The organism is Streptomyces sp. NPDC001933 (assembly GCF_042890955.1).
In the GTDB taxonomy this organism is placed as follows: domain Bacteria; phylum Actinomycetota; class Actinomycetes; order Streptomycetales; family Streptomycetaceae; genus Streptomyces.
On sequence record NZ_JBIASS010000002.1, the window covers coordinates 262,491 to 286,377 of the forward strand.

Annotated in this window: 26 protein-coding genes; 18 read left to right on the forward strand and 8 right to left on the reverse strand. The window is 71.0% G+C overall.

Annotated features, from left to right (window positions below; genetic code table 11):
• Positions 1–80: 80 nt before the first annotated feature.
• The gene (locus ACFYY7_RS06055; RefSeq protein WP_388657630.1) at positions 81–473 is read left to right on the forward strand and encodes a VOC family protein; all 393 of its coding nucleotides are present in this window, start codon (positions 81–83) and stop codon (positions 471–473) included.
• Here ACFYY7_RS06055 and ACFYY7_RS06060 read toward each other — a convergent pair.
• On the reverse strand, positions 413–1,183 hold the full coding sequence (locus tag ACFYY7_RS06060) for a DUF6597 domain-containing transcriptional factor (RefSeq protein WP_388657633.1): 771 nt from the start codon (positions 1,181–1,183) through the stop codon (positions 413–415). The genes ACFYY7_RS06055 and ACFYY7_RS06060 overlap by 61 nt on opposite strands.
• Before the next feature lie 52 nt (positions 1,184–1,235).
• On the opposite strand from ACFYY7_RS06060, the gene ACFYY7_RS06065 reads away from it, so the two are divergent.
• Positions 1,236–1,661: a CU044_2847 family protein gene (locus ACFYY7_RS06065; RefSeq protein WP_388657635.1), complete on the forward strand. Its 426-nt coding sequence runs from the start codon at positions 1,236–1,238 to the stop codon at positions 1,659–1,661.
• A gap of 7 nt (positions 1,662–1,668) precedes the next feature.
• On the opposite strand, the gene ACFYY7_RS06070 is transcribed toward ACFYY7_RS06065, so the two are convergent.
• Positions 1,669–2,790, reverse strand: a complete 1,122-nt coding sequence (locus ACFYY7_RS06070; protein WP_388658388.1) for a YihY/virulence factor BrkB family protein — start codon at positions 2,788–2,790, stop codon at positions 1,669–1,671.
• Between the two features lie 104 nt (positions 2,791–2,894).
• On the opposite strand from ACFYY7_RS06070, the gene ACFYY7_RS06075 reads away from it, so the two are divergent.
• The 14 genes from ACFYY7_RS06075 (at position 2,895) to ACFYY7_RS06140 (ending at position 16,449) form a co-directional block, all read left to right on the forward strand.
• Positions 2,895–4,532: an acyl-CoA dehydrogenase family protein gene (locus ACFYY7_RS06075; protein ID WP_388657638.1), complete on the forward strand. Its 1,638-nt coding sequence runs from the start codon at positions 2,895–2,897 to the stop codon at positions 4,530–4,532.
• Between the two features lie 237 nt (positions 4,533–4,769).
• Positions 4,770–6,068, forward strand: a complete 1,299-nt coding sequence (locus tag ACFYY7_RS06080; RefSeq protein WP_388658391.1) for a GAF domain-containing protein — start codon at positions 4,770–4,772, stop codon at positions 6,066–6,068.
• 110 nt (positions 6,069–6,178) lie between these two features.
• Positions 6,179–6,775, forward strand: coding sequence for a GNAT family N-acetyltransferase (locus ACFYY7_RS06085; RefSeq protein WP_356079248.1), 597 nt, complete (start codon positions 6,179–6,181; stop codon positions 6,773–6,775).
• 215 nt (positions 6,776–6,990) lie between these two features.
• Entirely contained in the window at positions 6,991–7,074 is an 84-nt protein-coding gene (locus ACFYY7_RS06090; RefSeq protein WP_317864749.1) for a putative leader peptide, read from the forward strand.
• A 116-nt stretch (positions 7,075–7,190) separates the two neighbouring features.
• Entirely contained in the window at positions 7,191–8,888 is a 1,698-nt protein-coding gene (locus ACFYY7_RS06095) for a nitrite/sulfite reductase (protein WP_388657641.1), read from the forward strand.
• Positions 8,885–9,064, forward strand: coding sequence for a hypothetical protein (locus ACFYY7_RS06100; protein ID WP_351252675.1), 180 nt, complete (start codon positions 8,885–8,887; stop codon positions 9,062–9,064). The genes ACFYY7_RS06095 and ACFYY7_RS06100 overlap by 4 nt, the downstream gene beginning before the upstream one ends.
• Entirely contained in the window at positions 9,061–9,765 is a 705-nt protein-coding gene (locus ACFYY7_RS06105; RefSeq protein WP_388657645.1) for a phosphoadenylyl-sulfate reductase, read from the forward strand. Before ACFYY7_RS06100 ends, ACFYY7_RS06105 begins: the two co-directional genes overlap by 4 nt.
• A gap of 23 nt (positions 9,766–9,788) precedes the next feature.
• Positions 9,789–10,334 (forward strand): adenylyl-sulfate kinase, encoded by a 546-nt coding sequence (cysC, locus tag ACFYY7_RS06110; RefSeq protein ID WP_388657648.1) that lies wholly within the window; start codon positions 9,789–9,791, stop codon positions 10,332–10,334.
• A complete protein-coding gene (cysD, locus tag ACFYY7_RS06115; RefSeq protein ID WP_388657650.1) occupies positions 10,331–11,266 on the forward strand; it encodes a sulfate adenylyltransferase subunit CysD in 936 nt (311 codons plus the stop codon). Before cysC ends, cysD begins: the two co-directional genes overlap by 4 nt.
• 1 nt (position 11,267) lies before the next feature.
• Entirely contained in the window at positions 11,268–12,614 is a 1,347-nt protein-coding gene (locus ACFYY7_RS06120) for a sulfate adenylyltransferase subunit 1 (protein WP_388657653.1), read from the forward strand.
• A gap of 234 nt (positions 12,615–12,848) precedes the next feature.
• Positions 12,849–13,964, forward strand: coding sequence for an aliphatic sulfonate ABC transporter substrate-binding protein (locus ACFYY7_RS06125; protein ID WP_388657656.1), 1,116 nt, complete (start codon positions 12,849–12,851; stop codon positions 13,962–13,964).
• Between the two features lie 42 nt (positions 13,965–14,006).
• Positions 14,007–14,798 (forward strand): ABC transporter ATP-binding protein, encoded by a 792-nt coding sequence (locus ACFYY7_RS06130; protein ID WP_388657659.1) that lies wholly within the window; start codon positions 14,007–14,009, stop codon positions 14,796–14,798.
• Positions 14,785–15,675 carry an ABC transporter permease gene (locus ACFYY7_RS06135; RefSeq protein ID WP_388657662.1) on the forward strand — a complete coding sequence of 297 codons (891 nt, stop codon included), beginning with the start codon at positions 14,785–14,787 and terminating at the stop codon, positions 15,673–15,675. The genes ACFYY7_RS06130 and ACFYY7_RS06135 overlap by 14 nt, the downstream gene beginning before the upstream one ends.
• A 9-nt stretch (positions 15,676–15,684) precedes the next feature.
• A complete protein-coding gene (locus ACFYY7_RS06140) occupies positions 15,685–16,449 on the forward strand; it encodes a sirohydrochlorin chelatase (protein WP_388657665.1) in 765 nt (254 codons plus the stop codon).
• 50 nt (positions 16,450–16,499) lie between these two features.
• Here the strand turns inward: ACFYY7_RS06140 and ACFYY7_RS06145 are convergent, their stop codons facing one another.
• The gene (locus tag ACFYY7_RS06145) at positions 16,500–17,084 is read right to left on the reverse strand and encodes a TIGR03086 family metal-binding protein (RefSeq protein ID WP_388657667.1); all 585 of its coding nucleotides are present in this window, start codon (positions 17,082–17,084) and stop codon (positions 16,500–16,502) included.
• A gap of 1,031 nt (positions 17,085–18,115) precedes the next feature.
• Between ACFYY7_RS06145 and ACFYY7_RS06150 the strand changes: the two genes are divergently transcribed.
• Both ACFYY7_RS06150 and ACFYY7_RS06155 read left to right on the forward strand, forming a co-directional pair.
• A complete protein-coding gene (locus ACFYY7_RS06150) occupies positions 18,116–18,985 on the forward strand; it encodes an aldo/keto reductase (protein WP_388657670.1) in 870 nt (289 codons plus the stop codon).
• A 134-nt stretch (positions 18,986–19,119) separates the two neighbouring features.
• Positions 19,120–19,905 (forward strand): ABC transporter ATP-binding protein, encoded by a 786-nt coding sequence (locus ACFYY7_RS06155; RefSeq protein ID WP_388658393.1) that lies wholly within the window; start codon positions 19,120–19,122, stop codon positions 19,903–19,905.
• On the opposite strand, the gene ACFYY7_RS06160 is transcribed toward ACFYY7_RS06155, so the two are convergent.
• From ACFYY7_RS06160 to ACFYY7_RS06180, 5 genes are all read right to left on the reverse strand, one after another.
• Positions 19,902–20,309, reverse strand: coding sequence for a DUF4440 domain-containing protein (locus ACFYY7_RS06160; protein WP_388657673.1), 408 nt, complete (start codon positions 20,307–20,309; stop codon positions 19,902–19,904). The two genes, ACFYY7_RS06155 and ACFYY7_RS06160, sit on opposite strands and share 4 nt — an antisense overlap.
• Entirely contained in the window at positions 20,306–20,896 is a 591-nt protein-coding gene (locus ACFYY7_RS06165; RefSeq protein WP_388657676.1) for a DUF1697 domain-containing protein, read from the reverse strand. Before ACFYY7_RS06165 ends, ACFYY7_RS06160 begins: the two co-directional genes overlap by 4 nt.
• A 121-nt stretch (positions 20,897–21,017) precedes the next feature.
• Positions 21,018–22,220 carry a S8 family serine peptidase gene (locus tag ACFYY7_RS06170; protein WP_388657679.1) on the reverse strand — a complete coding sequence of 401 codons (1,203 nt, stop codon included), beginning with the start codon at positions 22,218–22,220 and terminating at the stop codon, positions 21,018–21,020.
• Between the two features lie 359 nt (positions 22,221–22,579).
• Positions 22,580–23,623 (reverse strand): cytochrome P450, encoded by a 1,044-nt coding sequence (locus tag ACFYY7_RS06175; RefSeq protein WP_388657681.1) that lies wholly within the window; start codon positions 23,621–23,623, stop codon positions 22,580–22,582.
• A 114-nt stretch (positions 23,624–23,737) separates the two neighbouring features.
• Positions 23,738–23,818, reverse strand: coding sequence for a tryptorubin family RiPP precursor (locus ACFYY7_RS06180; RefSeq protein ID WP_350985409.1), 81 nt, complete (start codon positions 23,816–23,818; stop codon positions 23,738–23,740).
• Between the last annotated feature and the right edge of the window lie 69 nt (positions 23,819–23,887).

The following is a 23,887-nucleotide window of genomic DNA, read 5'->3' on the forward strand; positions in this document are numbered from 1 at the left end:
CGGCACCCCGTACGCACCCGTCCGGGCCGATGTCCGTTTCGTACAAGACCCGTGCCGGGGCCCGGCATACGGTCGGGGGCATGACTCCACGCATGGACGCGATCGGCATCGTCACGGCGGATCTGGCCGCATCGCTCACCTTCTACCGCCGGCTCGGTCTCGACATCCCCGCCGGGGCGGAATCCGCACCCCATGTCGAAGTGACGCTCCCGGGCGGGCAGCGGCTGCTGTGGGACACCGAGGACGTCATCCGCTCGTTCGACCCCGAATGGACCGCGTCCGCCGGCGGGGACCGTCTCTCCCTGGCCTTCCTGTGCGACAGCCCGGCGGAGGTGGACGCGGTGTACGAGGAGCTGACCGGTGCGGGCTACCGGGGGCAGCTGAAGCCGTGGGACGCGGTGTGGGGGCAGCGTTACGCGACGGTCCTCGATCCGGACGGCGGCGCGGTGTCGTTGTTCGCCGCCAACGGCTGAGGCAGCGGGCCCTGGCGGGCCAGGTAGGCGGTCAGGGTGGTCCCGGCCAGGTCACGCATCTCCCGGGCGAGATGGGCCTGGTCGCTGCAGCCCGCCCGGACGGCCGCCTCGGCGTACGGCGTCCCGGACCGGACGAGGGCGAGCGCGCGCTGGAGGCGCAGGACCCGGGCGAGCGTCTTGGGCCCGTAGCCGAAGGCCGCGAGCGAACGGCGGTGCAGCTGGCGGGCGCCGAGACCGGCCCGGTGCGCGGTGTCCGCGACGGACCACCCGGCGTCGAGCCGGTCCGCGACGTACCGCAGCAGCGGGTCCGGCGGCGCCGTGCCGGCCGCCCGGCGCATCGCGACGGCCTCCAGCTCGGCAGCCGGGTCGGGGGCCTCGGCCAGCTGCTCGGTGAGCTCGCGGACGCGGCCCGAGGGCCACAGGTCCGCGAGCTCGACGCGGCGGTCGCGCAGCTCGTGCGCCGCCACGCCGAGCAGCGCGGGGGCGGTGCCGGGCGCGAACCGGATGCCGGCGCACCGCCCGTCGGCCGGGGCGGACGGCGTCGAGGCACGGGTGTCGGGGCCCGCGACGAGCAGCCGGCCGCCGATCCAGAGCAGGTCCATGCATCCGTCGGGCAGCACCGGATGGACCGACCCCTCCGGCATGGTCAGCGTCCACACGATCGCGCCGTCGAACCGCGACACCCGCTCTTCGTACCGCTCGCCGCCCATGTTTCACACGCTAATGTCGTCGGCGAACGGAATCAGCTTCCCGGGGGCGGCCATGACGGCACTGATGGAGTTCAGCACCGACAGCGGTGCGACGGTGACGGTCGAGGTCGACCGGCACACGCAGGGCGCGCAGCTGGTAGCGCTGGGCGACGACAACACGCTGGCCAGGGCCGGGCGCACGTTCGACAGCGCGCTCACGGGAATCCGGTCGGCGGCCGAGTCCGCGCTCGCGGTGTTCCGGGACGGCGCCCTGAAGCCGGACGGGGTGGAGCTCGAATTCGGGGTGAAGATCACGGCGGAGGCCGGTGCCGTGATCGCCAAGAGCGCGGTCGAGGGCCATCTGACGGTCAAGCTGTCCTGGTCCCCCGGCGCGACGGAGGCGGTACCGGCGGCCCCCGCTCCCCCGGCAGCACCTGCGGTACCTGCGGCTCCGCCGGAGCCGACCGTTCCGGCGCCCGCGCCCCCGCCCGCGCCGTAGGAGCCGCTCAGTCGCCGGACTCCTCGTCCCGCTTCTCCGGGTTCGGCTTCTCCGGCTCCTTGTCGCGGCTCGGTTGCAGCCGGGACTTCACATCGTCCGGCGGCAGGAACTTCGACCAGCGCTCCGGGAACTCGGAGGGCATGTAGGGGCTGCCGCCGTCGTCGCTCCCGTCGTCGTCATCATCGTCGTCGTCATCGTCATCGTCCCAGGGCTCCCCCTGGCTCTGCGCCTGCGCGCGGGCGACCAACTCCGCCGCCTGGGCCGCCCGTACCCGGTCGTTCGCCGCGCGGGCGGCGGCCGTCGCCAGCGAGGGCCACACCCGGTCGATGGCCGCGTTCACCGCCGCTCCCACCAGTACCGCGAACGCGGAGATGCCGATCCACAGCAGCACGGCGATCGGGGCCGCCAACGAGCCGTAGATCGTGGGCCCCTCGACCGTACTCGTGAGGTAGATCCGCAGCAGGAAGCTGCCGAGCACCCACATCGCGAGCGCGACCAGCGCACCCGGCATGTCCTCGATCCACGGCGAACGGACCGGCACGGACACGTGGTAGAGCGTCGTCAGGAACGCGATCGACAGCAGGATCACCAGCGGCCAGTACAGGACGCTTATGAGCTCGGTGCCCCACGGGACGAACTCCACGACCCGGTCCGGGCCGACGACGAGCAGCGGCAGCACCACGGAGCCGAGCAGCAGCGCGACGACGTACAGCAGGAAGGAGAGCAGTCGCGTCTTGACGATGCCGCGCTGGCCGTCGAGGCCGTACATCACGGTGATCGTGTCGATGAAGACATTGACCGCGCGGGAGCCGGACCAGAGCGCGATCGCGAAGCCGATCGAGATGACGTCGGGCCGGGCGCCGGTGGTGACGTCCGCCAGGAGCGGCTTGGCGAAGTCGTTGACGCCGCGCTCGCTGAGCACGGTCTGCGCGGCGTTGAGGATGTTGCGCTCGATGGAGGCGACCGTGGTGGTGCTGGTCCACTCGTCGACGTATCCGAGCAGTCCGATCAGGCCGAGGAGCAGGGGCGGCAGGGACAGCAGGGTGAAGAACGCCGCCTCGGCGGCGAGCCCGAGAATGCGGTACTCCATGCACGAGTTAACGGTGTCCTTGAGCAACCGCCAGGCCATCTGCCGCTTGGATACGTTGCGGTAGAGGACTCGGGCCCGGTGGAGCCGACCCGATGGCCGCTCGGGTGTTTCATTTGCTGCCTGCACATCCTTACCGTATCGGCATGGCAGCCACCACCCACACCGTGTCCAACCAGGTACCACCGCTCACCGGCTACGACGTCTTCGCCACCGACCGGGCGCTCTCCGAGGCGGTGCAACGTCACACGTCACCCGAGCTCCTGGCCGAAGTACGGGGCGAACTCGGTGAGCTGGGCCGCGCCGCGGGCTCCGCGCAGGTGCAGGAGTGGGGCGCGCAGGCGAACGCGAATCCGCCGGTGCTGCGTTCGCACGACCGGTACGGGCATCGCGTCGACGAGGTCGAGTTCCATCCGGCCTGGCACCGGCTGCTCGGCCACGCGGTCGGCGCCGGCCTGACCAATGCCTGGGGCCGGCCCGGCGGCCATGTGCGGCGGGCGGCCGGATTCCTCGTGTGGACGCAGGCCGAGGCGGGGCACGGCTGCCCGCTGTCGATGACGCACGCGGCGGTGCCCGCACTGCGCACCGATCCGGAGCTGGCCGCCGTGTGGGAGCCGCTGCTCACCTCGGCGGTGTACGAGCGGGGGCTGCGGCCCACCGGGCGGAAGGCCGGCGTGCTCCTCGGGATGGGGATGACGGAGAAGCAGGGCGGCACGGACGTACGGGCGAACACGACCCGCGCCGAGCCGCTGGCCGCGGCGGGCGAGTATCTGCTCACCGGGCACAAGTGGTTCTGTTCGGCACCGATGTCCGACGGCTTCCTGGTGCTGGCGCAGGCGCCCGGCGGACTGACGTGTTTTCTGCTGCCCCGGGTGCTGCCCGACGGCACCCGCAACCCGTTCGCGATCCAGCGGCTCAAGGACAAGCTGGGCAATCGGTCGAACGCCTCTGCCGAGGTCGAGTTCGACGGCACCTGGGCGCGCCGGGTCGGTGAGGAGGGGCGCGGGGTGCGCACCATCATCGAGATGGTGGCGGCGACCCGGCTGGACTGCGTGGTCGGTTCGGCGGCGCTGATGCGGCAGGCGGTCGCGCAGGCGATCCACCACTGCACGTACCGCAGAGCGTTCGGCGGGGTGCTGATCGAGAAGCCGCTGATGCGCAATGTGCTGGCGGATCTGGCGCTGGAGTCGGAGGCCGCGACGGTGCTGGCGATGCGGCTGGCGGCGGCGTACGACGACGGCTCGGAGAGCGAGCTGGCCTTCCTGCGGATCGCGGTGCCCGCGGCGAAGTACTGGGTGACCAAGCGGTGCACGCCGCTGGTGGGCGAGGCGCTGGAGTGTCTCGGCGGCAACGGCTACGTCGAGGAGTCCGGGATGCCGCGGCTGCTGCGCGAGGCGCCGCTCAACTCCATCTGGGAGGGCGCCGGGAATGTGCAGGCGCTGGATGTGCTCCGGGCGCTGCAGCGTGAGCCGATGGCGCTGAACGCGTTCCTGCAGGAGGTCGGCAGGGCGCGCGGGGCCGATCACCGGCTGGACGGGGCGATCAGGGACATGCTGACGGAGCTGGCCGATCTGGACGGGATCGAGGCGCGGGCCCGCCGGCTGGCGGAGCGGATGGCGCTGGTGCTCCAGGGGTCGCTGCTGGTGCGGTGGGCACCGCCGGAGGTGGCCGACGCGTTCTGCGCCTCGCGGCTGGGCGGGGACCGGGGCGCCGGCTTCGGCACACTGCCGCACACCCTCGACCTGGCGTCGGTCGTCGAACGGGCGCGGCCCGTCGCGCACTGAGAACCGCCCCCGTACACGGCAACGGAGGGTGGTGCTGCGCCGACACGGCACCACCCTCCTTGCTGTGCACACCGGACAGCGGGGCAGGGACTCCGCCGCGCGGTGTTCCACCACTCTCGTACGGACCCATACGCTCTCGCCAGAGTTGCAAAGGGTTGCAACCATTGTGTGGAGTGCACGGTGCCGGGCCCCTCGCGGCGGCAGGATGGGGCCGTGGAGCGTCGAGCCGGCCCTGGCATGTGGGGGGATACCAGAGTGGAGACCAGCGCCTCGGGGGTTCCCCGGCCCGCTGTCCCGCAGTCCGTCGGGGCCCTCCGCGAGATCCACCGGGCCAGGGAGTCCGTGCTCGTCGGCGAGCGCCCGGTGGTCGCCCCGCGGGCCGAGATCGGCGCCTCGTGGGACCGGGTGCTGCGCAGCGGCATGGACCCGGACCAGTCCACCGACAGCCTGCTGCTCGATGCGGACGAGATCGAGCACCGGCGCCGGAGCTCGACGCTGGGCGAGGTGATGCCGCTGCTCAACGACGGTCTGGTCGCCCTGGCGGACGCCGCCCAGCAGATCATGGTGGTCACCGATGTGGAGTGCCGGGTGCTGTGGCGCCGGGGCAACGCGGCGGTGCTGCGCCGGGCGGACGACGTCTGTCTGGCGGAGGGCGCGGCCTGGGCGGAGGAGAGCACCGGGACGAACGCGATCGGTACGGCGCTGGTCTCCCGCGTCCCGGTCCAGGTCCACTCCTCGGAGCACTTCGTCCGCACCCTGCACAGCTGGACGTGCGCGGCCGCACCGGTCCGTGACCCGCGCGACGGCAAGGTGATCGGCATCGTCGACATGAGCGGCCCCGCCTCCACGTTCCATCCGACGACGCTCGCCCTGGTCAGTTCGGTGGCCAGGCTGGCGGAGAGCGAGATCAGGAACCGGCATCTGCAGGCGATCGACCGGCTGCGGTCGGTGGCGGCACCGCTGGTGTGCCGGCTGGGCGGGCGGGCCCTGGCGGTGGACACCCACGGCTGGCTCGCCGCGGTGACCGGGATGCCGCCGGTCGACCGGCTGCCGCTGCCCAAGTCGTTACGGCCGGGCCGGGTGTGGCTGCCGTCGCTCGGCATGTGCCGCGTCGAGCAGCTGCCCGGCGGCTGGCTGCTGCAGGTCGCGGACGGGCCCTCGGACGGGGCGCAGCAGCGGGTGGTGCTGGATCTGAGCCGGCCACGCGCCCTCACGGTCAACGTGGTGGGCGCGGTGGGCACCTGGACGCAGCGGCTCTCGCCGCGCCACGCGGAGCTGCTGTACGCCCTGGCGCTGCACCCCGAGGGGCGTACGGCCTCCGAGCTGGCCCAGGACATCTTCGGTGACGCGACCCGGACGGTGACGGTGCGGGCGGAGATCTCACGGATGCGCCGCCATCTCGCCCAGGTGCTCGCGCACCGCCCGTACCGCTTCGGCGAGGACGTCGAGGTGGAGGTGATCCACCCGGACCACCGGGCCGATCTGCTGCCGCACTCGACGGCTCCGGTGGTAGTCGGGGCGCGTACGGCCGGCTGACGGCGGTCGCGTTCCGGTTCCGGTTGTGGGCCCGCTCCGTGGGCGGTCCCGCTGTCCGTGGACCGGGACCGGCTTTCGCGCAGGCCGCGGGGCGTGGTTCCCTGGCAGCCATGAGCAACCCCGCATACAGCACTGCTGCCGCCACCACCGAAGTGACCATCTGGTCCCTGGAACAGACCTCCCCCGACGATCTGCGGCCCGCCGCGGCCCCGGAGGGTGATGTGCGGATCGTGCGGTCGGAGATTCCGCTTCCCGAGTTCAGCCGGTTCCTCTACACGGCGGTGGGCGGCGACATCCGGTGGACCGACCGGCTCGGCATGACGTACGCGCAGTGGCAGGAGGCCCTGGACCGCCCCGGCGCCGAGACCTGGGTGGCGTACGAGAACGGCACCCCGGCGGGGTACGTGGAGCTGGACCCGCAGGACGAGGGCGCCGTCGAGATCATGTACTTCGGGCTGATTCCGGCCTTCCGGGGGCGGCGGATAGGCGGCCATCTGCTCTCGTACGGGGTCGCCCGCGCCTGGGACCTGGCGGAGCGCTGGCCGGAGCGGACACCGACGAAGCGGGTGTGGCTGCACACCTGCTCCAAGGACGGCCCGTACGCCATGGACAACTACCTGCGGCGCGGCTTCCGGCTCTTCGACACGAAGGTGGAGCTGGAGCCGGAGGTGGAGACGCCCGGACCGTGGCCGGGCTCCGGGCGGTAGTACCGGGCGGGGTCCCGGCGGGTTCGGGGCGGGGTGTACGACGGAAGGGCCACACTCCACCCTCCGGTGACAGACGGGGGATTGCCGCCATTACGGACAGGCGGATCGGGACACTTTCCGTGACGAGTGCCACAGTGTCTCGCATTGCGGGACACTCTCGTCCACATTCTGGATAGTGGTGGACTGGCCCGAGATTCGCGTGCCACGCTTCCGCCATGCCTGGAACTGGAATTGCCTTGGTGAGTCGACGCCACGTCGACCTCGGCCGCGTGTCCAGCGCCATCTGTCCGGCGAGCTGAGAGTCCCAGCACCGCCGCGATCCCCCTTTTTCTCTGCAAACCCTGCGCACCGCCGCGCCTCAGCGCGAGTGTGCAGTTCAGAGCCGCCCTCCTGCAGTCCCGAAGGACGTACTGTCATGGCCGCTACCCCGGAACAGCCTGCGACCACCACGCCCCGCCGCAAGGCCGGACGCCACCGTGGCGAAGGCCAGTGGGCCGTGGGGCACCACACCCCGCTCAACGGCAATGAGCAGTTCAAGAAGGACGACGACGGTCTCAATGTGCGGACACGCATTGAGACGATCTACTCCAAGCGCGGTTTCGACTCGATCGACCCCAACGATCTCCGCGGCCGGATGCGCTGGTGGGGTCTGTACACCCAGCGCAAGCCCGGGATCGACGGCGGCAAGACCGCGATCCTGGAGCCGGAGGAGCTGGACGACCGGCACTTCATGCTGCGGGTCCGGATCGACGGCGGCCGGCTGACCACCGCACAGCTGCGGGTGATCGGCGAGATCTCGCAGGAGTACGCGCGCGGCACCGCGGACATCACCGACCGGCAGAACATCCAGCTGCACTGGATCCGCATCGAGGACGTCCCGGCGATCTGGGAGAAGCTGGAGGCCGTCGGGCTCTCCACCACCGAGGCGTGCGGCGACTGCCCCCGCGTGATCATCGGTTCCCCCGTGGCCGGCATCGCCGCCGACGAGATCATCGACGGCACGCCCGCCGTCGACGAGATCCACGACCGGTACATCGGCAACAAGGAATTCTCCAACCTGCCGCGCAAGTTCAAGACCGCGATCTCCGGTTCGCCGGTGCAGGACGTGGTCCATGAGATCAACGACATCGCGTTCGTCGGCGTGGTCCACCCCGAGCACGGTCCGGGCTTCGACGTCTGGGTCGGTGGCGGACTCTCCACCAACCCGCGGCTCGCCGAACGGCTGGGCGCGTGGGTGCCGCTCGACGAGGTCCCGGACGTGTGGGCCGGAGTCGTGGGCATCTTCCGCGACTACGGGTACCGGCGGCTGCGCAACCGCGCCCGGCTGAAGTTCCTGATGGCCGACTGGGGCCCGGCGAAGTTCCGCCAGGTGCTGGAGGACGAGTACCTGAAGCGTCCGCTGACCGACGGTCCCGCGCCCGAGCAGCCCAGCAGCCGCTGGCGCGACCACGTGGGTGTGCACCAGCAGCAGGACGGCCGCTTCTACGTGGGTTTCGCCCCCCGGGTCGGCCGGGTGGACGGCTCCACGCTCGCCAAGATCGCCGACCTGGCCGCCGCGCACGGCTCGGACCGGCTGCGGACCACCGTCGAGCAGAAGATGATCATCCTCGATGTGGCGCAGGACCAGGTGGACTCCCTGGTCACCGGGCTGGAGGCGCTCGACTTCCAGGTGCGGCCCTCGCCGTTCCGGCGCGGCACGATGGCCTGCACCGGCATCGAGTTCTGCAAGCTGGCGATCGTCGAGACGAAGGCGCGCGGCGCCGCGCTCATCGACGAACTGGAGCGCCGCCTGCCGGACTTCGACGAGCCGCTCACCATCAACATCAACGGCTGCCCCAACGCGTGCGCCCGCATCCAGACCGCCGACATCGGCCTCAAGGGCCAGCTGGTCCTGGACGGGAACGGCAACCAGGTCGAGGGCTATCAGGTGCACCTGGGCGGCGCACTCGGCCTGGAGGCCGGGTTCGGCCGCAAGGTCCGTGGCCTGAAGGTCACTTCGGCCGAGCTGCCCGACTACGTCGAGCGGGTCCTGGGCCGTTTCCAGGAGGAGCGCGAGGAAGGCGAGCGGTTCGCGACCTGGGCGGCGCGGGCCGGTGCGGAGTCGCTGTCATGAGCGAGCGCGCCGCACCGTTCCACTGCCCGTACTGCGGGGACGAGGACCTGCGCCCGCACGAGAGCGGTCACGGCGCCTGGGAATGTGCCTCCTGCAACCGCGCGTTCCAGCTCAGGTTCCTGGGTCTGCTGACCCGGGGACTGCGGCGCAACGACGTTGAAGGGGACGGGATATGACGGACACCCTGCAGACCGGAGAAGACCTTGAGACCCTGGCCGCGCGGGCGGGCCGGGAGCTGGAGGACGCCTCCGCGACGGAGATCCTGAAGTGGGCCGCCGACACCTTCGGCGGGAAGTTCTGCGTCACCTCCTCCATGGAGGACGCGGTCGTCGCACACCTCGCCTCGCGGGTCTTCCCCGGCGTGGACGTGGTCTTCCTCGACACCGGCTACCACTTCCCGGAGACGATCGGCACCCGTGACGCGGTCGAGGCGGTGATGGACGTCAACGTCATCACGCTGACGCCCCGCCGGACGGTGGCCGAGCAGGACGCCGAGTACGGGCCGAAGCTGCACGACCGGGACCCCGACCTGTGCTGCGCGCTGCGCAAGGTCAAGCCGCTCCAGGAGGGCCTGACCGGGTACACGGCCTGGGCGACCGGGCTGCGCCGCGACGAGTCCCCGACCCGGGCGAACACCCCGGTCGTCGGCTGGGACGCGAAGCGGCAGAAGGTGAAGATCTCGCCGATCGCCCGCTGGACGCAGGACGACGTCGACGCGTACGTCGCGGAGCACGGCGTACTCACCAACCCACTGCTGATGGACGGTTACGCCTCCGTGGGCTGCGCCCCCTGCACCCGCCGGGTGCTGGAGGGCGAGGACGCCCGCGCCGGGCGCTGGGCCGGCCGGGGCAAGACCGAGTGCGGGCTGCACGACTGATGACGACTGATCAGGAGACTTCGATGAGCGTGACGGAGACGGGAGCCACCATCTGGCTGACCGGTCTGCCGAGCGCGGGCAAGACCACCATCGCGTACGAACTCGCCGGGCGGCTGCGCGGCGAGGGCCACCGCGTGGAGGTGCTCGACGGGGACGAGATCCGGGAGTTCCTCTCCGCGGGTCTCGGCTTCTCCCGCGAGGACCGCCACACCAACGTCCAGCGGATCGGCTTCGTCGCCGAGCTGCTGGCGGCCAACGGCGTGAAGGTGCTGGTCCCGGTCATCGCCCCGTACGCGGACAGCCGGGACGCGGTACGCAAGCGGCACCAGACCGAGGGCACCGCGTACCTGGAGGTGCATGTCGCGACGCCGGTCGAGGTGTGCTCGGAACGCGATGTGAAGGGTCTGTACGCCAAGCAGGCGGCGGGCGAGATCAGCGGCCTCACCGGGGTCGACGACCCGTACGAGGCCCCCGAGTCGCCGGACCTGCGGATCGAGTCGCACCGGCAGACCGTGCAGGAGTCCGCGGCGGAGCTGTACGCGCTGCTGAGCGAGAGGGGTGCGGTATGACGACCGTCGCGACCGTGTCGGAAGGCACCGACAATCCGTACGCACTCAGCCACCTGGACTCCCTGGAGTCCGAGGCCGTGCACATCTTCCGCGAGGTGGCGGGCGAGTTCGAGCGGCCGGTGATCCTGTTCTCCGGCGGCAAGGACTCCATCGTGATGCTGCATCTGGCGCTCAAGGCGTTCGCGCCCGCGCCGGTGCCGTTCACCCTGCTGCATGTCGACACCGGGCACAACTTCCCCGAGGTGCTGGAGTACCGCGACCGCACGGTGGCCCGGCACGGGCTGCGGCTCCATGTCGCCTCCGTGCAGGAGTACATCGACGCCGGGAAGCTCCGCGAGCGCCCGGACGGCACCCGCAACCCGCTGCAGACCGTGCCGCTGACCGAGGCGATCCAGCAGCACCGCTTCGACGCCGTGTTCGGTGGCGGGCGCCGCGACGAGGAGAAGGCGCGAGCCAAGGAGCGGGTCTTCTCGCTGCGCGACGAGTTCTCCCAGTGGGACCCGCGCCGCCAGCGCCCCGAGCTGTGGCAGCTGTACAACGGCCGGCACGCCCCCGGTGAGCATGTCCGGGTCTTCCCGATCTCCAACTGGACCGAGCTGGACGTCTGGCAGTACATCGCCCGCGAGTCCATCGAACTCCCGCAGATCTACTTCGCCCACGAGCGCGAGGTCTTCAACCGCAACGGCATGTGGCTCACCGCCGGCGACTGGGGCGGCCCCAAGGACCACGAGAGCATCGAGACCCGGCAGGTGCGCTACCGCACGGTCGGCGACATGTCGTGCACCGGCGCCGTCGACTCGGACGCGACGACGCTGGACGACGTGATCACCGAGATCGCCGCCTCCCGGCTCACCGAGCGGGGCGCGACGCGGGCCGACGACAAGATGTCCGAGGCCGCGATGGAAGACCGTAAGCGCGAGGGGTACTTCTAAGATGACCACGCACACCCAGCACGCAGATCAGCTGTCGACCACCACCCTGCTGCGGTTCGCCACCGCGGGCTCCGTCGACGACGGCAAGTCCACCCTCGTGGGACGTCTGCTGCACGACTCCAAGTCGGTCCTCACCGACCAGCTGGAGGCCGTCGAGCACGCCTCGCGCAGCCGGGGCCAGGAGGCGCCCGACCTGGCGCTGCTGACCGACGGGCTGCGGGCCGAGCGCGAGCAGGGCATCACCATCGATGTCGCCTACCGCTACTTCGCGACGCCGCGCCGCCGGTTCATCCTGGCCGACACCCCGGGGCACGTGCAGTACACCCGGAACATGGTGACCGGCGCCTCGACGGCCGAGCTGGCCGTCGTCCTGGTCGACGCCCGCAACGGCGTCGTCGAGCAGACCCGCCGGCACGCCGCCGTCGCCGCGCTGCTGCGGGTTCCGCACGTGGTGCTGGCCGTCAACAAGATGGACCTGGTCGACTACGCGGAGCCGGTGTTCGCCGCCATCGCCGAGGAGTTCACCGCGTACGCGGCCTCGCTCGGCGTCCCGGAGATCACCGCGATCCCGATCTCCGCGCTGGCCGGTGACAACGTCGTGGAGCCGTCCGCGCACATGGACTGGTACGGCGGCCCGACGGTCCTGGAGCACCTGGAGACGGTGCCGGTCAGCCATGACCTCACCGCCTGCCACGCCCGCTTCCCCGTCCAGTACGTGATCCGGCCGCAGACCGCCGAGCACCCCGACTACCGGGGCTACGCGGGCCAGATCGCCGCCGGCGCGTTCCGGGTGGGCGAGGCCGTCACCGTCCTGCCGTCCGGCCGTACGTCGACGATCGCCGGGATCGACGCGCTCGGCGAGAGCGTGGACATCGCCTGGGCGCCCCAGTCGGTGACCATCCGGCTGGCCGACGACATCGACATCTCACGCGGCGACCTGATCGCACCGGCCGCCGACGCGCCGGCCGTCACCCAGGACGTCGAGGCGACCGTCTGCCACGTCGCCGACCAGCCGCTCTCCGTCGGCCAGCGGGTGCTGCTCAAGCACACCACCCGCACGGTCAAGGCGATCGTCAAGGACATCCCCTCGCGCCTGACGCTAGACGACCTGTCCCAGCACCCGGCGCCCGGACAGCTCGTCGCCAATGACATCGGCCGGGTCGTCGTCCGTACCGCGGAGCCGCTCGCGCTCGACGCGTACGCCGACTCCCGGCGCACCGGATCGTTCCTGCTGATCGACCCGGCGGACGGCACCACGCTGACGGCCGGCATGGCGGGCGCCTCGTTCGCCGCCGCGGCCGAGCCCGGTGCGGCGGCCGCCGACGACGACGCCGAGTGGGACTTCTGATGACCATCGACATCTTCTCCACGTTCGCGAAGGAGGGCGGCCGCATCGGCAGCGGCGCCCTCGGCAGCGGCCAGGGCGGGGTCGCGCGATGTGCGCGATGACGTACGCGCACCGCCTGCGCGCCCACTCGCTCCAACCGCACCGCCAGTTCAGACGAAGACCTGCCGACTTCCCGGCCGCGTCCCCGTGATCGACCGGGACGCGAGGACCGGGCCAACGAGAGGAAAGCCTCCCGTGTCTGTCCCCCGTACCACGCCGCGCCGCGCCCTCGCCGCCGTCGCCGCCCTGCCGCTGCTCGCCCTGGCGCTCACCGCCTGCGGCTACGGCTCCGAGGCGAAGCAGGACGATGTCAAGGCGGCGGACGTCCCGACCGGCGGCAAGAAGCTTTCCACGGACACCGTGAAGATCGGCTACTTCCCGAACCTCACCCACGCCACGGCCCTGGTCGGCATCCAGGAGGGCATCATCGCCAAGGAGCTCGGCTCCACCGCGGTCAAGCCGTCGACGTTCAACGCCGGTCCGTCCGAGATCGAGGCGCTCAACGCGGGCTCGATCGACATCGGCTTCATCGGCCCCTCCCCCGCCATCAACGGCTTCACCAAGTCCAAGGGCAAGAGCCTGCGGATCATCGGCGGTTCGGCGTCCGGCGGGGTGAAGCTGGTCGTCAACCCGAAGAAGATCAAGACCCTGGACGACCTCAAGGGCAAGAAGATCGCCACCCCGCAGCTCGGCAACACCCAGGACGTGGCCTTCCTCAACTGGATCTCCGAGAAGGGCTGGAAGGTCGACGCCAACAGCGGCAAGGGCGACGTCTCCGTGGTCCGTACGGACAACAAGGTGACGCCGGACGCCTACCGTTCGGGTTCCATCGACGGTGCCTGGGTGCCCGAGCCGACCGCCTCCAAGCTGGTCGCGCAGGGCGCGAAGGAGCTCCTGGACGAGTCGACGCTGTGGCCGGACAAGAAGTTCGTGATCACGAACATCATCGTGTCGCAGAAGTTCCTGACCGAGCACCCGGACGTCGTAGAGGCGGTGCTGCGCGGCACCGTCGCCACCAACGCCTGGATCAACGCCAACCCGGACAAGGCGAAGACCTCCGCGAACACCGCGCTCAAGGAGCTGAGCGGCAAGGCGCTGCCGGCCGAGATCCTCGACCCGGCGTGGAAGTCCGTCCAGTTCATCGACGACCCGCTGGCCGCCACGCTCGACGCCGAGGCCGAGCACGCGGTGAAGGCCGGTCTGCTGGAGCAGCCGGACCTGACGGGCATCTACGACCTGAAGCCGCTGAACAAGATCCTCAAGGCCGCGGGCAAGCCCGAGGTCGCCGACGCCGGTCTCGGCGTCAAGTAAGCGCGTCCGGCGCCCGAACAGGATTCCCAGGAGGTGACGACCATGGCGACCACCACGCTCACCAAGGCCGAGGACCGCACGGCGGTCGGGCACGCCGCCCGCATCGGCCACGTCTCGAAGTCCTTCGGCGGACCGGAGGGGCAGCAGCTCGTCCTGGACGACATCACACTCGATGTCGCTCCCGGCGAGTTCGTCACCCTCCTGGGCGCCTCCGGGTGCGGGAAGTCGACCCTGCTCAACCTGGTGGCCGGACTCGACCGCCCGACCGCGGGGTCCATCGAGACCCCCGGCGGGCGGCCGGCCCTGATGTTCCAGGAGCACGCCCTCTTCCCGTGGCTGACCGCGGGCAAGAACATCGAACTCGCGCTGCGGCTGCGCGGCGTACCCAAGTCCGACCGCCGCACGGAGGCGGAGCGGCTGCTCGAACTCGTACGGCTCGGTGGGGCGTACGGGAAGCGGGTGCATGAGCTTTCGGGCGGCATGCGGCAGCGGGTGGCGATGGCCCGCGCGCTCGCCCAGGACAGTCAACTGCTGCTGATGGACGAGCCGTTCGCCGCGCTCGACGCCATCACCCGGGACGTGCTGCACGACGAGCTGACCCGGATCTGGCGCGAGACGAACGTCTCGGTCCTCTTCGTCACGCACAACGTGCGCGAGGCGGTCCGGCTCGCCGAGCGGGTCGTCCTGCTCTCGTCGCGGCCGGGCCGGATCGCCCGGGAGTGGACGGTCGACATCGACCAGCCGCGCCGCATCGAGGACACCGCGGTGGCCGAGCTGTCCGTGGAGATCACCGAACAACTGCGTGGGGAGATCCGCCGACATGGCCAGCACTGAGACCGCCGCCAAGGACACCGCCCAGGACCTGGCGGGCCTGGAGGCGGGGCTGGACGCACTCGACGCGGTGCGGGTGAGCCGGACCCCGGTCCGCGAGGTGCTGGTGCGCAAGGTGCTGCCGCCGGTCGTGGCGGTGGTCCTGGTGCTCGCCGTCTGGCAGATCCTGATCTGGGCGAAGGTCACCGACGACTACAAGCTGCCGTCGCCGTCCCTGGTCTGGAGCGAGGTGACCGACGCCTGGGCGCAGGGCACCCTGCTCGGCTACATCTGGACCAGCGTCTCGCGCGGTCTGCTCGGCTTCCTGCTGGCGCTGGTCATCGGCACTCCGCTCGGGCTGCTGGTGTCCCGGGTCAAGCTGGTGCGCGCGGCGATCGGCCCGGTGCTCTCCGGGCTCCAGTCGCTGCCCTCGGTGGCGTGGGTGCCGCCCGCGGTGATCTGGCTGGGGCTCAACGACAAGATGATGTTCGCGGTGATCCTGCTGGGGGCGGTCCCGTCGATCGCCAACGGGCTGGTCTCGGGCGTCGACCAGATCCCGCCGCTGCATCTGCGGGCCGGGCGGACGCTGGGCGCCACCGGGCTGCGCGGCACCTGGCACATCGTGCTGCCGGCCTCGCTGCCCGGCTACCTGGCGGGCCTGAAGCAGGGCTGGGCGTTCTCCTGGCGTTCGCTGATGGCCGCCGAGATCATCGCCTCCTCGCCCGATCTGGGGGTGGGTCTGGGCCAGTTGCTGGAACAGGGCCGGGAGACCAGCAGCATGTCGATGGTGTTCCTCGCCATCATCCTGATCCTCACCGTCGGCATCGCGATCGACCTGCTGATCTTCAGTCCGCTGGAGCGGTGGGTGCTGCGCAGCCGCGGCCTCCTCGTCAAGAACTGAGTCACGACCATGACCGCTCCGGTGCTCCTCGTCATCGCCCACGGCAGCCGCGACCCACGGCACGCGGCGACCGTCCACGCGCTCACCGCGCGGGTACGGTCGCTGCGGCCGGGGCTGCGTGTGGAGACGGGCTTCCTGGACTTCAACGCGCCGTCGGTGCCGAGGGTCCTGGAACGGCTGGTCGCGCAGGGGGAGCAGGACGTCGTCGCCCTCCCCCTCCTCCTCACCCGGGCCTTCCACGCCAAGTCCGACATTCCCACGGTGCTGCACGAGGCCCGGACCAGGCTGCCCCGGCTGCGGGTGCGGCAGGCCGAGGTGCTCGGCCCGTCACCGCTGCTGAACTCGGCGCTGGAACGGCGCCTGCACGAAGCCGGGACCCGTCCCGGTGACCGAAGCTCGACCGGGCTCGTCCTGGCCTCGGCGGGCTCCACGGACCCGGAGGCGATCGCAGTGATCGCTGAAATCGCGCGGGAGCTGCGGCACACCGGTTGGTGTTCCGTGCGGCCTGCGTTCGCCTCCGCCACATCTCCCGCGGGCTTCCCCCGTACCGAGGACGCGGTACGGGCCCTGCGGGACGAAGGCGTGCGCCGGGTGGCGGTGGCGCCGTACGTCGTCGCCCCCGGCCGGCTCCCCGACCGGATCGCCGCAGGGGCGGCCGGAGCGGACGTACTGGCCGATGTACTGGGCCCCGCACCGGAGTTGGCACGGCTCCTGCTGGCCCGTTACGACGAGGCCCGCCGTCCGGCGGTCCGCCCCGCCGCACTCACCGCGTAGCGCGGCGGACCGGTCACCCCACGTCCAGGCTGCCCGGACACTCGTCCGGCTCAGGCTCCGGTCCACTGCGGGTCGCGTCCGCTGTGGGCCAGTGCCTGCTCGAAGACCGACGCCGACGCGGGCACCGTCACCTCGTCGGCGAAGCCGTCGTACTGCCGGTATAGCGCGGCCATGCCGTCGACGATGCCGAGCACATGGGCAGCCGCCTCCTCGGAGAGCCGGAACTCCTCCCCGACGGCACGGGCAACGTCCCACCCGTGCAGGGCCGTCTCCGCGATGAGCATCGCCGCGATCTCGGTGGCCGCGGAGGCCGACCCCCCGAGGTCGATCTCCCCCTCCCAGACGGCCGGGTCCGCCCAGGCGGCGACGGCGCGGTCCAGTTGCCCGGCGTACTGCTGCGCCCAGTCGGCCTCGGCGGTGAAGTCCCGGCCGGTGAGCTCCTCCGGGAGGTCCTTGCGCAGGGCCCGGTGCTCCAGGCCGTGGGAGGTGTACAGCACCCAGTGGTTGACGAGCCCGCGCACATCCCAGTCACCGCAGGGCGTGTTGGGCGCGTCGAGCTGCTCGGCGCTGATGGAGCGGGCGATACGGGCCGCCTCGGCGGCGACTTCGGTCATGTGCGCGTGCTCGTTCTTCATGCCGCCCAAACTATGACCGCGCCCCCGCACCCGGATTGAAGAAAGGCGACACGTCCGGCACCGGTCCCGCGGGGTGTTCCGGTGCCCGACCGGCCCCGGAATCCGACGGGCTCGAATGCGGACGGGGCAGCACCCGCCCGCACACGAGCCGGCGTGATCAGCGGCCCCGAGCAGGGGGTGCGCTCAGCGAGTTCGTAGCCACGCCGGTCCCGGCGACCGCAAGTTCTGGTGGGCTGTCGCACACGCTCGAAGAACGCGTTCTCGTCGGCCTCCGACGCGGCAAGCCTCGTCGACCGCCACGTATCCGGGTGGCTGGGTGTTTCCGCAGCCCCAGCACGTCCACCAGCCGCCGACGTTCTGACTCATCTGGTTGCCGCATTTGGCACACTTCATGGTGCCGTCCTCTCTCGCGGGTTGGTGTGGCAGAGACAGGCGCGGTGCAGACGTTCCGTCACGCTGTCGACCGCGGGTATCGCCTGCCCGCCGGAGCGCGGGCGGTACGCGTCGGCCCGGTCGGGGTTCGCGGCCCGGCGGCACTGCGGTGTTCGGTACCGGATTGTTCGCACCCGCCCGCACGGGTCGGCCCCGTACACCTTGATCGTCGTCATCGCCATCGCGGGTACGCCCCCTGTCGCAAGCAGTGAGTTCAGTACGGTTGACCGTAGGGATGGCGTGTGCGTACGCACTGGCAAAGGGCAGTTATGCACGCACACTTCCCTCGTTAGGGATGCTCGGCGCACGCGACCTTGACGGGCGGCGCAGGGAGAGCTCGTACCGCGGCAAGGCTTCAGCTGTTCGCCATCCCGCCGACTGGCGCCCGCCATCCGTGCATTGGGTTCGCGCTCGTACCGTTCCGCCTGGCCGCGGGCCGGACGTTCTGCTTCCGGGTCTACGCCGAGAACGCGGCGCACCAGCAGACCGGATCGGTGATCCTCACCGTCACCACCTGAGGCGGCCCGGCATATGGCCGGACAGCCGGACGTGACTTGACCGGCTGATCACCGTGCGCGGCACGGTTCTAGGATTGCGGGATGCCTTCCATGCCACAGCCGCTCGACGACACGTTCCTGCTCGGCGGCGAGGTGCCCGTACGCCGGCTCGGCTACGGCACCGCTCAGCTGACCGGCCCCGGGTACTGGGGGCCGCGCGGCGAGCGGGAGGATGCCGTGGCCGTGTTGCGGGCGGCCGTCGAGCAGGGGGTGACGCTCGTCGACACCGCCGACAACTACGGGCCGGGGCTGGCCGAGGAGCTCGTCGCCGAGGCGCTCCACCCGTACCGCGACGAGCTGGTGATCGCGACCAAGGGCGGTGTGGTGCGCACGAGCGACGACGCCTGGCACATCGCGGGGCGTCCGGAGGAGTTGCGGGCGATGTGCGAGGCCAGTCTGCGACGGCTGCGCACCGACCGGATCGACCTATACCAGCTGCACCGGCTCGACCCGGAAGTACCGATGGCCGACCAGCTGGGCACTCTGGATGCGCTGAGGCAGGAAGGTAAGATCCGGTACATCGGTCTGGACACCCTTACCGCCGACCAGCTGGAGCAGGCCCTCTCCCTGACCGGGATCGCCTCGGTGCAGAACCGGTTCAATCTCCTCGACCGTTCGTCGGACGCGGTACTGAAGGTGTGCGAGGCCCACGGCCTGGCCTTTCTGCCCTGGTTCCCGCTGGCCAACGGCGCTCTGACCGGCGACTCGGCCGCATCGCTCGCCGCGATCGCCGATCGGCACGGTGCCACCCGCGGGCAGATCGCCCTCGCCTGGCTGCTGCACCGGTCCCCTGTGCTGTGCCCGACTCCGGGCACCGGTTCCACCGTCCATCTGACGGAGAACCTGGGGGCCCGGGAGATCCGGCTGTCCGCCGAGGACCTGAGCAGCCTGGAGGCGCTCGCACCCGCATGAAGGAGTACCCGAACGTGACCGCACCTCGTTCCACCGCACCTCGTTCCACCGCGCCCCGTACCACCACCGGCAGCACTGCCACCGGCCCTGTCGTCACCGGTGTTCCCGCCCCGGCCGCTGCTCCCGCCGTCCCGGTGATCCGGGCCGACGGTGTCTCGCTGGTACGGGAGGGGAAAACGCTGCTCGACTCGGTCTCGCTGACCGTACGGAGCGGTGAGCACTGGGCGCTGCTCGGTGCCAACGGTGCCGGGAAGAGCACACTGCTGGGACTGCTCGGCGCGGTCGGTCACCCCACCCGGGGGTCGGTGGAGGTGCTGGGACGCACCCTCGGCCGGGTCGATCTGCGGGAGCTGCGGTCGCTGCTCGGGCATGTCAATCCGCGTCATCCGCTGCGCTCCCCGCTCTCGGTGCACGAGGTGGTGCTGACCGGTCTGACCAACTCGGTCGAGCCGGTGCCGCGCCGGTCGGTGAGCGAGGAGCAGCGGGAGCAGGCGGATCGGCTGCTGAAGATGCTGGGCATGGGCGGCAAGTCGGGTTCGCGCTGGCCTGCGCTGTCCCAGGGTGAGCGGGGCCGTACGCTCATCGCCCGCGCACTGATGCCGCAGCCGCGGCTCCTGCTGCTCGACGAGCCGGCCACCGGTCTGGATCTTGCCGCACGTGAGCAGTTGCTCGACAGTCTGGACGTGCTGCGCGAGGAGAATCCGGAGCTGGCGACGGTCCTGGTCACCCATCACCTGGAGGAGCTTCCCGCGTCCACCACGCATGCGCTGCTGCTGCGGGGCGGCCGGTGTCTGGCCTCGGGCCCGGCGGACGAGGTACTGACCACGGACCGGGTCAGCGACTGTTTCGGGCATCCGGTGGAGATCTCCCGCACGGACGGCCGGTGGGCGGCGCGGGCGCAGCGCTTCGTCCGGTCCTAGGGCGTGACCCCGTCGGGGCCGGTGTCCGCGGTGTACGCGGTGTCGCCGAAGGGGGTCGCCTGGTGGAAATAGAGCGACCAGCCCACTTCGGCCAGCCGCCACACCGAGCTGCGGTGGGCGAGGTGTCCCTTCGTCTCGGTGTCGTAGGTGAGGTGGACGAGGTCGTGGGCGAGCTGGGTCCCGCTCATCCGGGACGCGGTCATCTGGCCGGGGCGCGGGGCGTCCGACGCGGTGAGTGAGGCGATCATGGTGTCGCGGTCCCAGACCCGGCCGGACGAGTCGATCTCCCGGTAGTCCGGGTGCAGCACCTGGGAGAGGAGTTCGGCGGAGGCGCGCACGGCCGGGTCCAGGAGGCGCAGCTCGCCCTCGACCGCGGCGGCCACGCCGGGTGACGGTTCGGTCATGCCGGGGCTCCGTCGGGTACGGGTCCGGCGTGAGCCGTCTTTGGCGGTGCGGTCATCCGCACCAGCTTTTCCACGGTGTTCCAGTTGCGCGAGGTGGCGACGAGACCCTTGGTGACGGAGGTGCGGGACAGCGCGTCTGCGAGCTTCGAGCGGCCCAGTCCGTCGGGGGCGTAGAGGTAGAGCGCGCGGTCGCCGAGGCTGAATGCCTCGGGGAGGTAGGCCGCCGCGTCGATCCCGGCGAAGCGGTCGGCGTCGACCGGCTGGTCGTAGTACGTGATGTGGAGCTGCCTGCCTTCGAGTTCGGTGGCCGGGAACGGGCAGGCCGCCGCAACTGCCGCCAGGTAGGCTCCGTCCCTGACCAGGCAGGGGACGGGGAAACCGAACCGCTTCTCGATCGCCTGCTCCAGTTCGGCGGCGAGGGCGTTCTCGTCGTCCGACGCGCTGCTGAAGACGGCATTGCCGCTCTGCAGATGGGTGCGGACGTCGCCGTGTCCCAGTTCGGTGAGCCGTGTGCGGAGTTCGGCCATCGGGACCCTCTTGTGGCCGCTCACATTGATCCCGCGCAACAGCGCCGCGTACATCGTCATGGGCACACCATAGGACGATCTCTTCGCACGGAGCGGCCGCCGCGCCCCGTGGGGGAGGGCGCGGCGGCCGCCGATTCCGTTGTGCCGGGCATCCTTCGCCCGGTCACGGCTGCGGGGTCGGTTACTCGACGACCTTCAGCAGCTTGTTGGGGGTGCCCTCGGTCGCGTTGGAGATCGCGTCGGGGGTGGCTCCGTCGGTCAGCGCGGTGGCGACCTCCTCCGGAGTGGCGTCCGGGTGGCCGGCGAGGTAGACGGCGGCGGCGCCGACGACGTGCGGGGTGGCCATGGACGTACCGGAGATGGTGTTGGACGCGTCGTCGCTGTCGTTCCAGGACGAGGTGATGTCCGAGCCCGGGGCGTAGATGTCCACGATCGAGCCGTAGTTGGAGAACGAGGACTGCTCGTCGTCCACCGTGGACGAGGCGACGGTGATGGCCTCGGGGACGCGGGCCGGGGAGCTCTCGCTCGCGTCGGAGGACTCGTTTCCGGCGGCCACCGCGAAGGTGACGCCGGAGGCGATGGCCTTCTGGACCGCGGCGTCGAGCGCCTCGTCCGCGCCGCCGCCGAGGCTCATGTTGGCGACGGAGGGGCCCTCGTGGTTCTCGGTGACCCAGTCGATACCGGCGACGACCTGCTCGGTGGTGCCCGAGCCGGAGTCGTCGAGCACCCGGACGGCGACGATCTTGGCCTTCTTGGCCACGCCGTAGGTCGCACCGGCGATGGTGCCCGCCACGTGGGTGCCGTGGCCGTTGCCGTCGTCGGCGCTGTCGTCGTTGTCCACGGCGTCGTAGCCCGAGCTGGCCCGGCCCTCGAACTCGTTGTGCGTGGTGCGGACACCGGTGTCGATGACGTACGCGGTGACACCCTCGCCCGCGCTGTCCGGGTAGGTGTACGCGTCGTCGCCGGCCGTCTCGGTCTGGTCGATCCGGTCCAGGCCCCAGGACGGCGGGTTGTCCTGGGTCTCGTCGATGTGGAACTTCTTGTTCTGGACGACCTTGGAGACGGACGGGTCGGCCGCTAGGCGCTTGGCCTCGGTGAGCGAAAGGCCGCTGGCGGAGAAGCCGTTGATGGCGGAGCTGTAGTTGCGCTTCAGCTTGCCGCCGTACTCCTTGGCGAGCTCCGCCTTGTCGGCCTTCTCGTTCAGCATGACGATGTAGCTGCCCGAGACGGCGTTCGCCGCGTCGGCGCCGTAGACGACGCCCATCGCGGGAGCGGGGGTGGCGCCGGCGAGCGAGGTGTTGAGCAGGGTGACTCCGGCGGCCGCGGCCACCGCGGTTATCGCCGCGGTCAGCTTGAACCGGCGTGCGCGCTTGTGAATTGCCATGAAGAGGGGTCTCCTCGTCATTCTTTGTGGGGGGATTGACCCTCGGCCGGAAGATCTCCGGGGGTTGGCTCGAAACCCTCGCCGATTGACGCGCCCAGATCAAGACCTTCATGCGGCTGTGACTTACTCAACAAAGTTTCGTAATAAAAAACCGGCCAGCCGCACCCAAGTCGGGCACCGGTGCCGCAACATCCGCCACAGGCACCGGGGTTACTGCCCGACCGGCACACTTCACAGGCGGGAAGACGGGCCCCGTCCGGCCGCCCGGCCGGGCGGGGCGGCGGCCGGATTCCACCCCCGTGTTCACAGAGCCCTCACGCGGTCACCAAATTGAGGTCGGGGCCGGTCGGGCCGTCGCGTCAGGGGCGGACGACCCGGACGTCGGCGACCCCCATCAGTCCGGCGAGCGGCACCTTCGCCGCGGCCTGCTCCGGACTCACCGTCAGGCCGTCGCCGCGCAGCATGTCGAGCAGCATCTCGGCGAGCGGCATCACCATGTGCCGGCCCCAACAGCGTTCGGAGGCATGACCGAAGGGGAGGTAGCCGGGCTGGTCGTCGGGGTCGAGGCTGTCCCAGCGCTCGGGGCGGAACTCGTCGGGGTCCTCCCAGAGCGCGGGGTCGCGATGGCTCAGCAACGGCAGGAGCAGGATGTCGTCGGCCGCACCGATCCGGCAGTCGAGGGCCGGGTACTCCGGTGACGCCCTGCGCAGGATGTTCCAGGAGGGCGGCAGCAGCCGCATGGCCTCGTACAGGATGTTGCGGTTCGAGGTGTCGTCGTCGAAGGGCGAGCCGAGCCAGAGCGCGTTGGCGACGAGCGTCGAGACGGTGAAGCAGACCGGGGCAGCCGCCCGCCGGTAGAGCCCCATCGCGTAGCGACGGTCGCTGTAGCTCGCCGCCTCGGCGGTCAGGCCCGCGATGGCGGAGACGGGTGCGCCGGGGCGGAGCCGGCCGGGCAGCGCGGCTCCGGCCGCGATGACCGTCCAGGTGAGCTTGGGCGTCAGCTCCAGCGCGCGGTCCATGAGGATGCGCAGCCGGTACGGGTCACCTTCGAGGACCAGATCGCGCAGGAACACATGGCCGACGTGCGGCCATTCACCGGACAGGTCGACCGCCCTGACGGGCTTCTTCAGCGCCGCCCGGACGTCCCGGCCGATGGCCTGCATGACCGTGGACGCCTCGGTGCGCGGGATGGACCGTCCGTGCAGCGGCTTGAACGTGGGGCGCTCGACCTCGGTGGCCGGCCTGGCGGCGAGGATCCGGTCCGTCAGTTCGGCCCCGGCGACACCGACGGTGCCGGGGTCGAGACGGAAGACCTCCTCGCCCCGGTGGTCTCGCAGGAGCGCCTGGAGTCTCGGCGCGAAGACGACGTCCCGGGCGCGGCTGCCGGTACCGGACATGTACATCGGTGGTCTCCAAGAAGCGGGAAGGGCCCGCGCCCGGCGGGCCGATGAGGCCTGACCGGACACGGGCCCGAATCGACTGTCCGTGTCCCTCGAAACGACGGACCGTCTGTCGGCCTAGTACCAGTGGTACCAGGCGTACGCCTTCAGGCTCTTCTCCGGCGTCATCTTGTCCTTGAGCAAGAAAAGGAACTTCATAACAGCACCTCCATCTTTTACTCTGAATTTGCATTCCGACGTGCATGGATTGAGCCGTTCGCGACACCA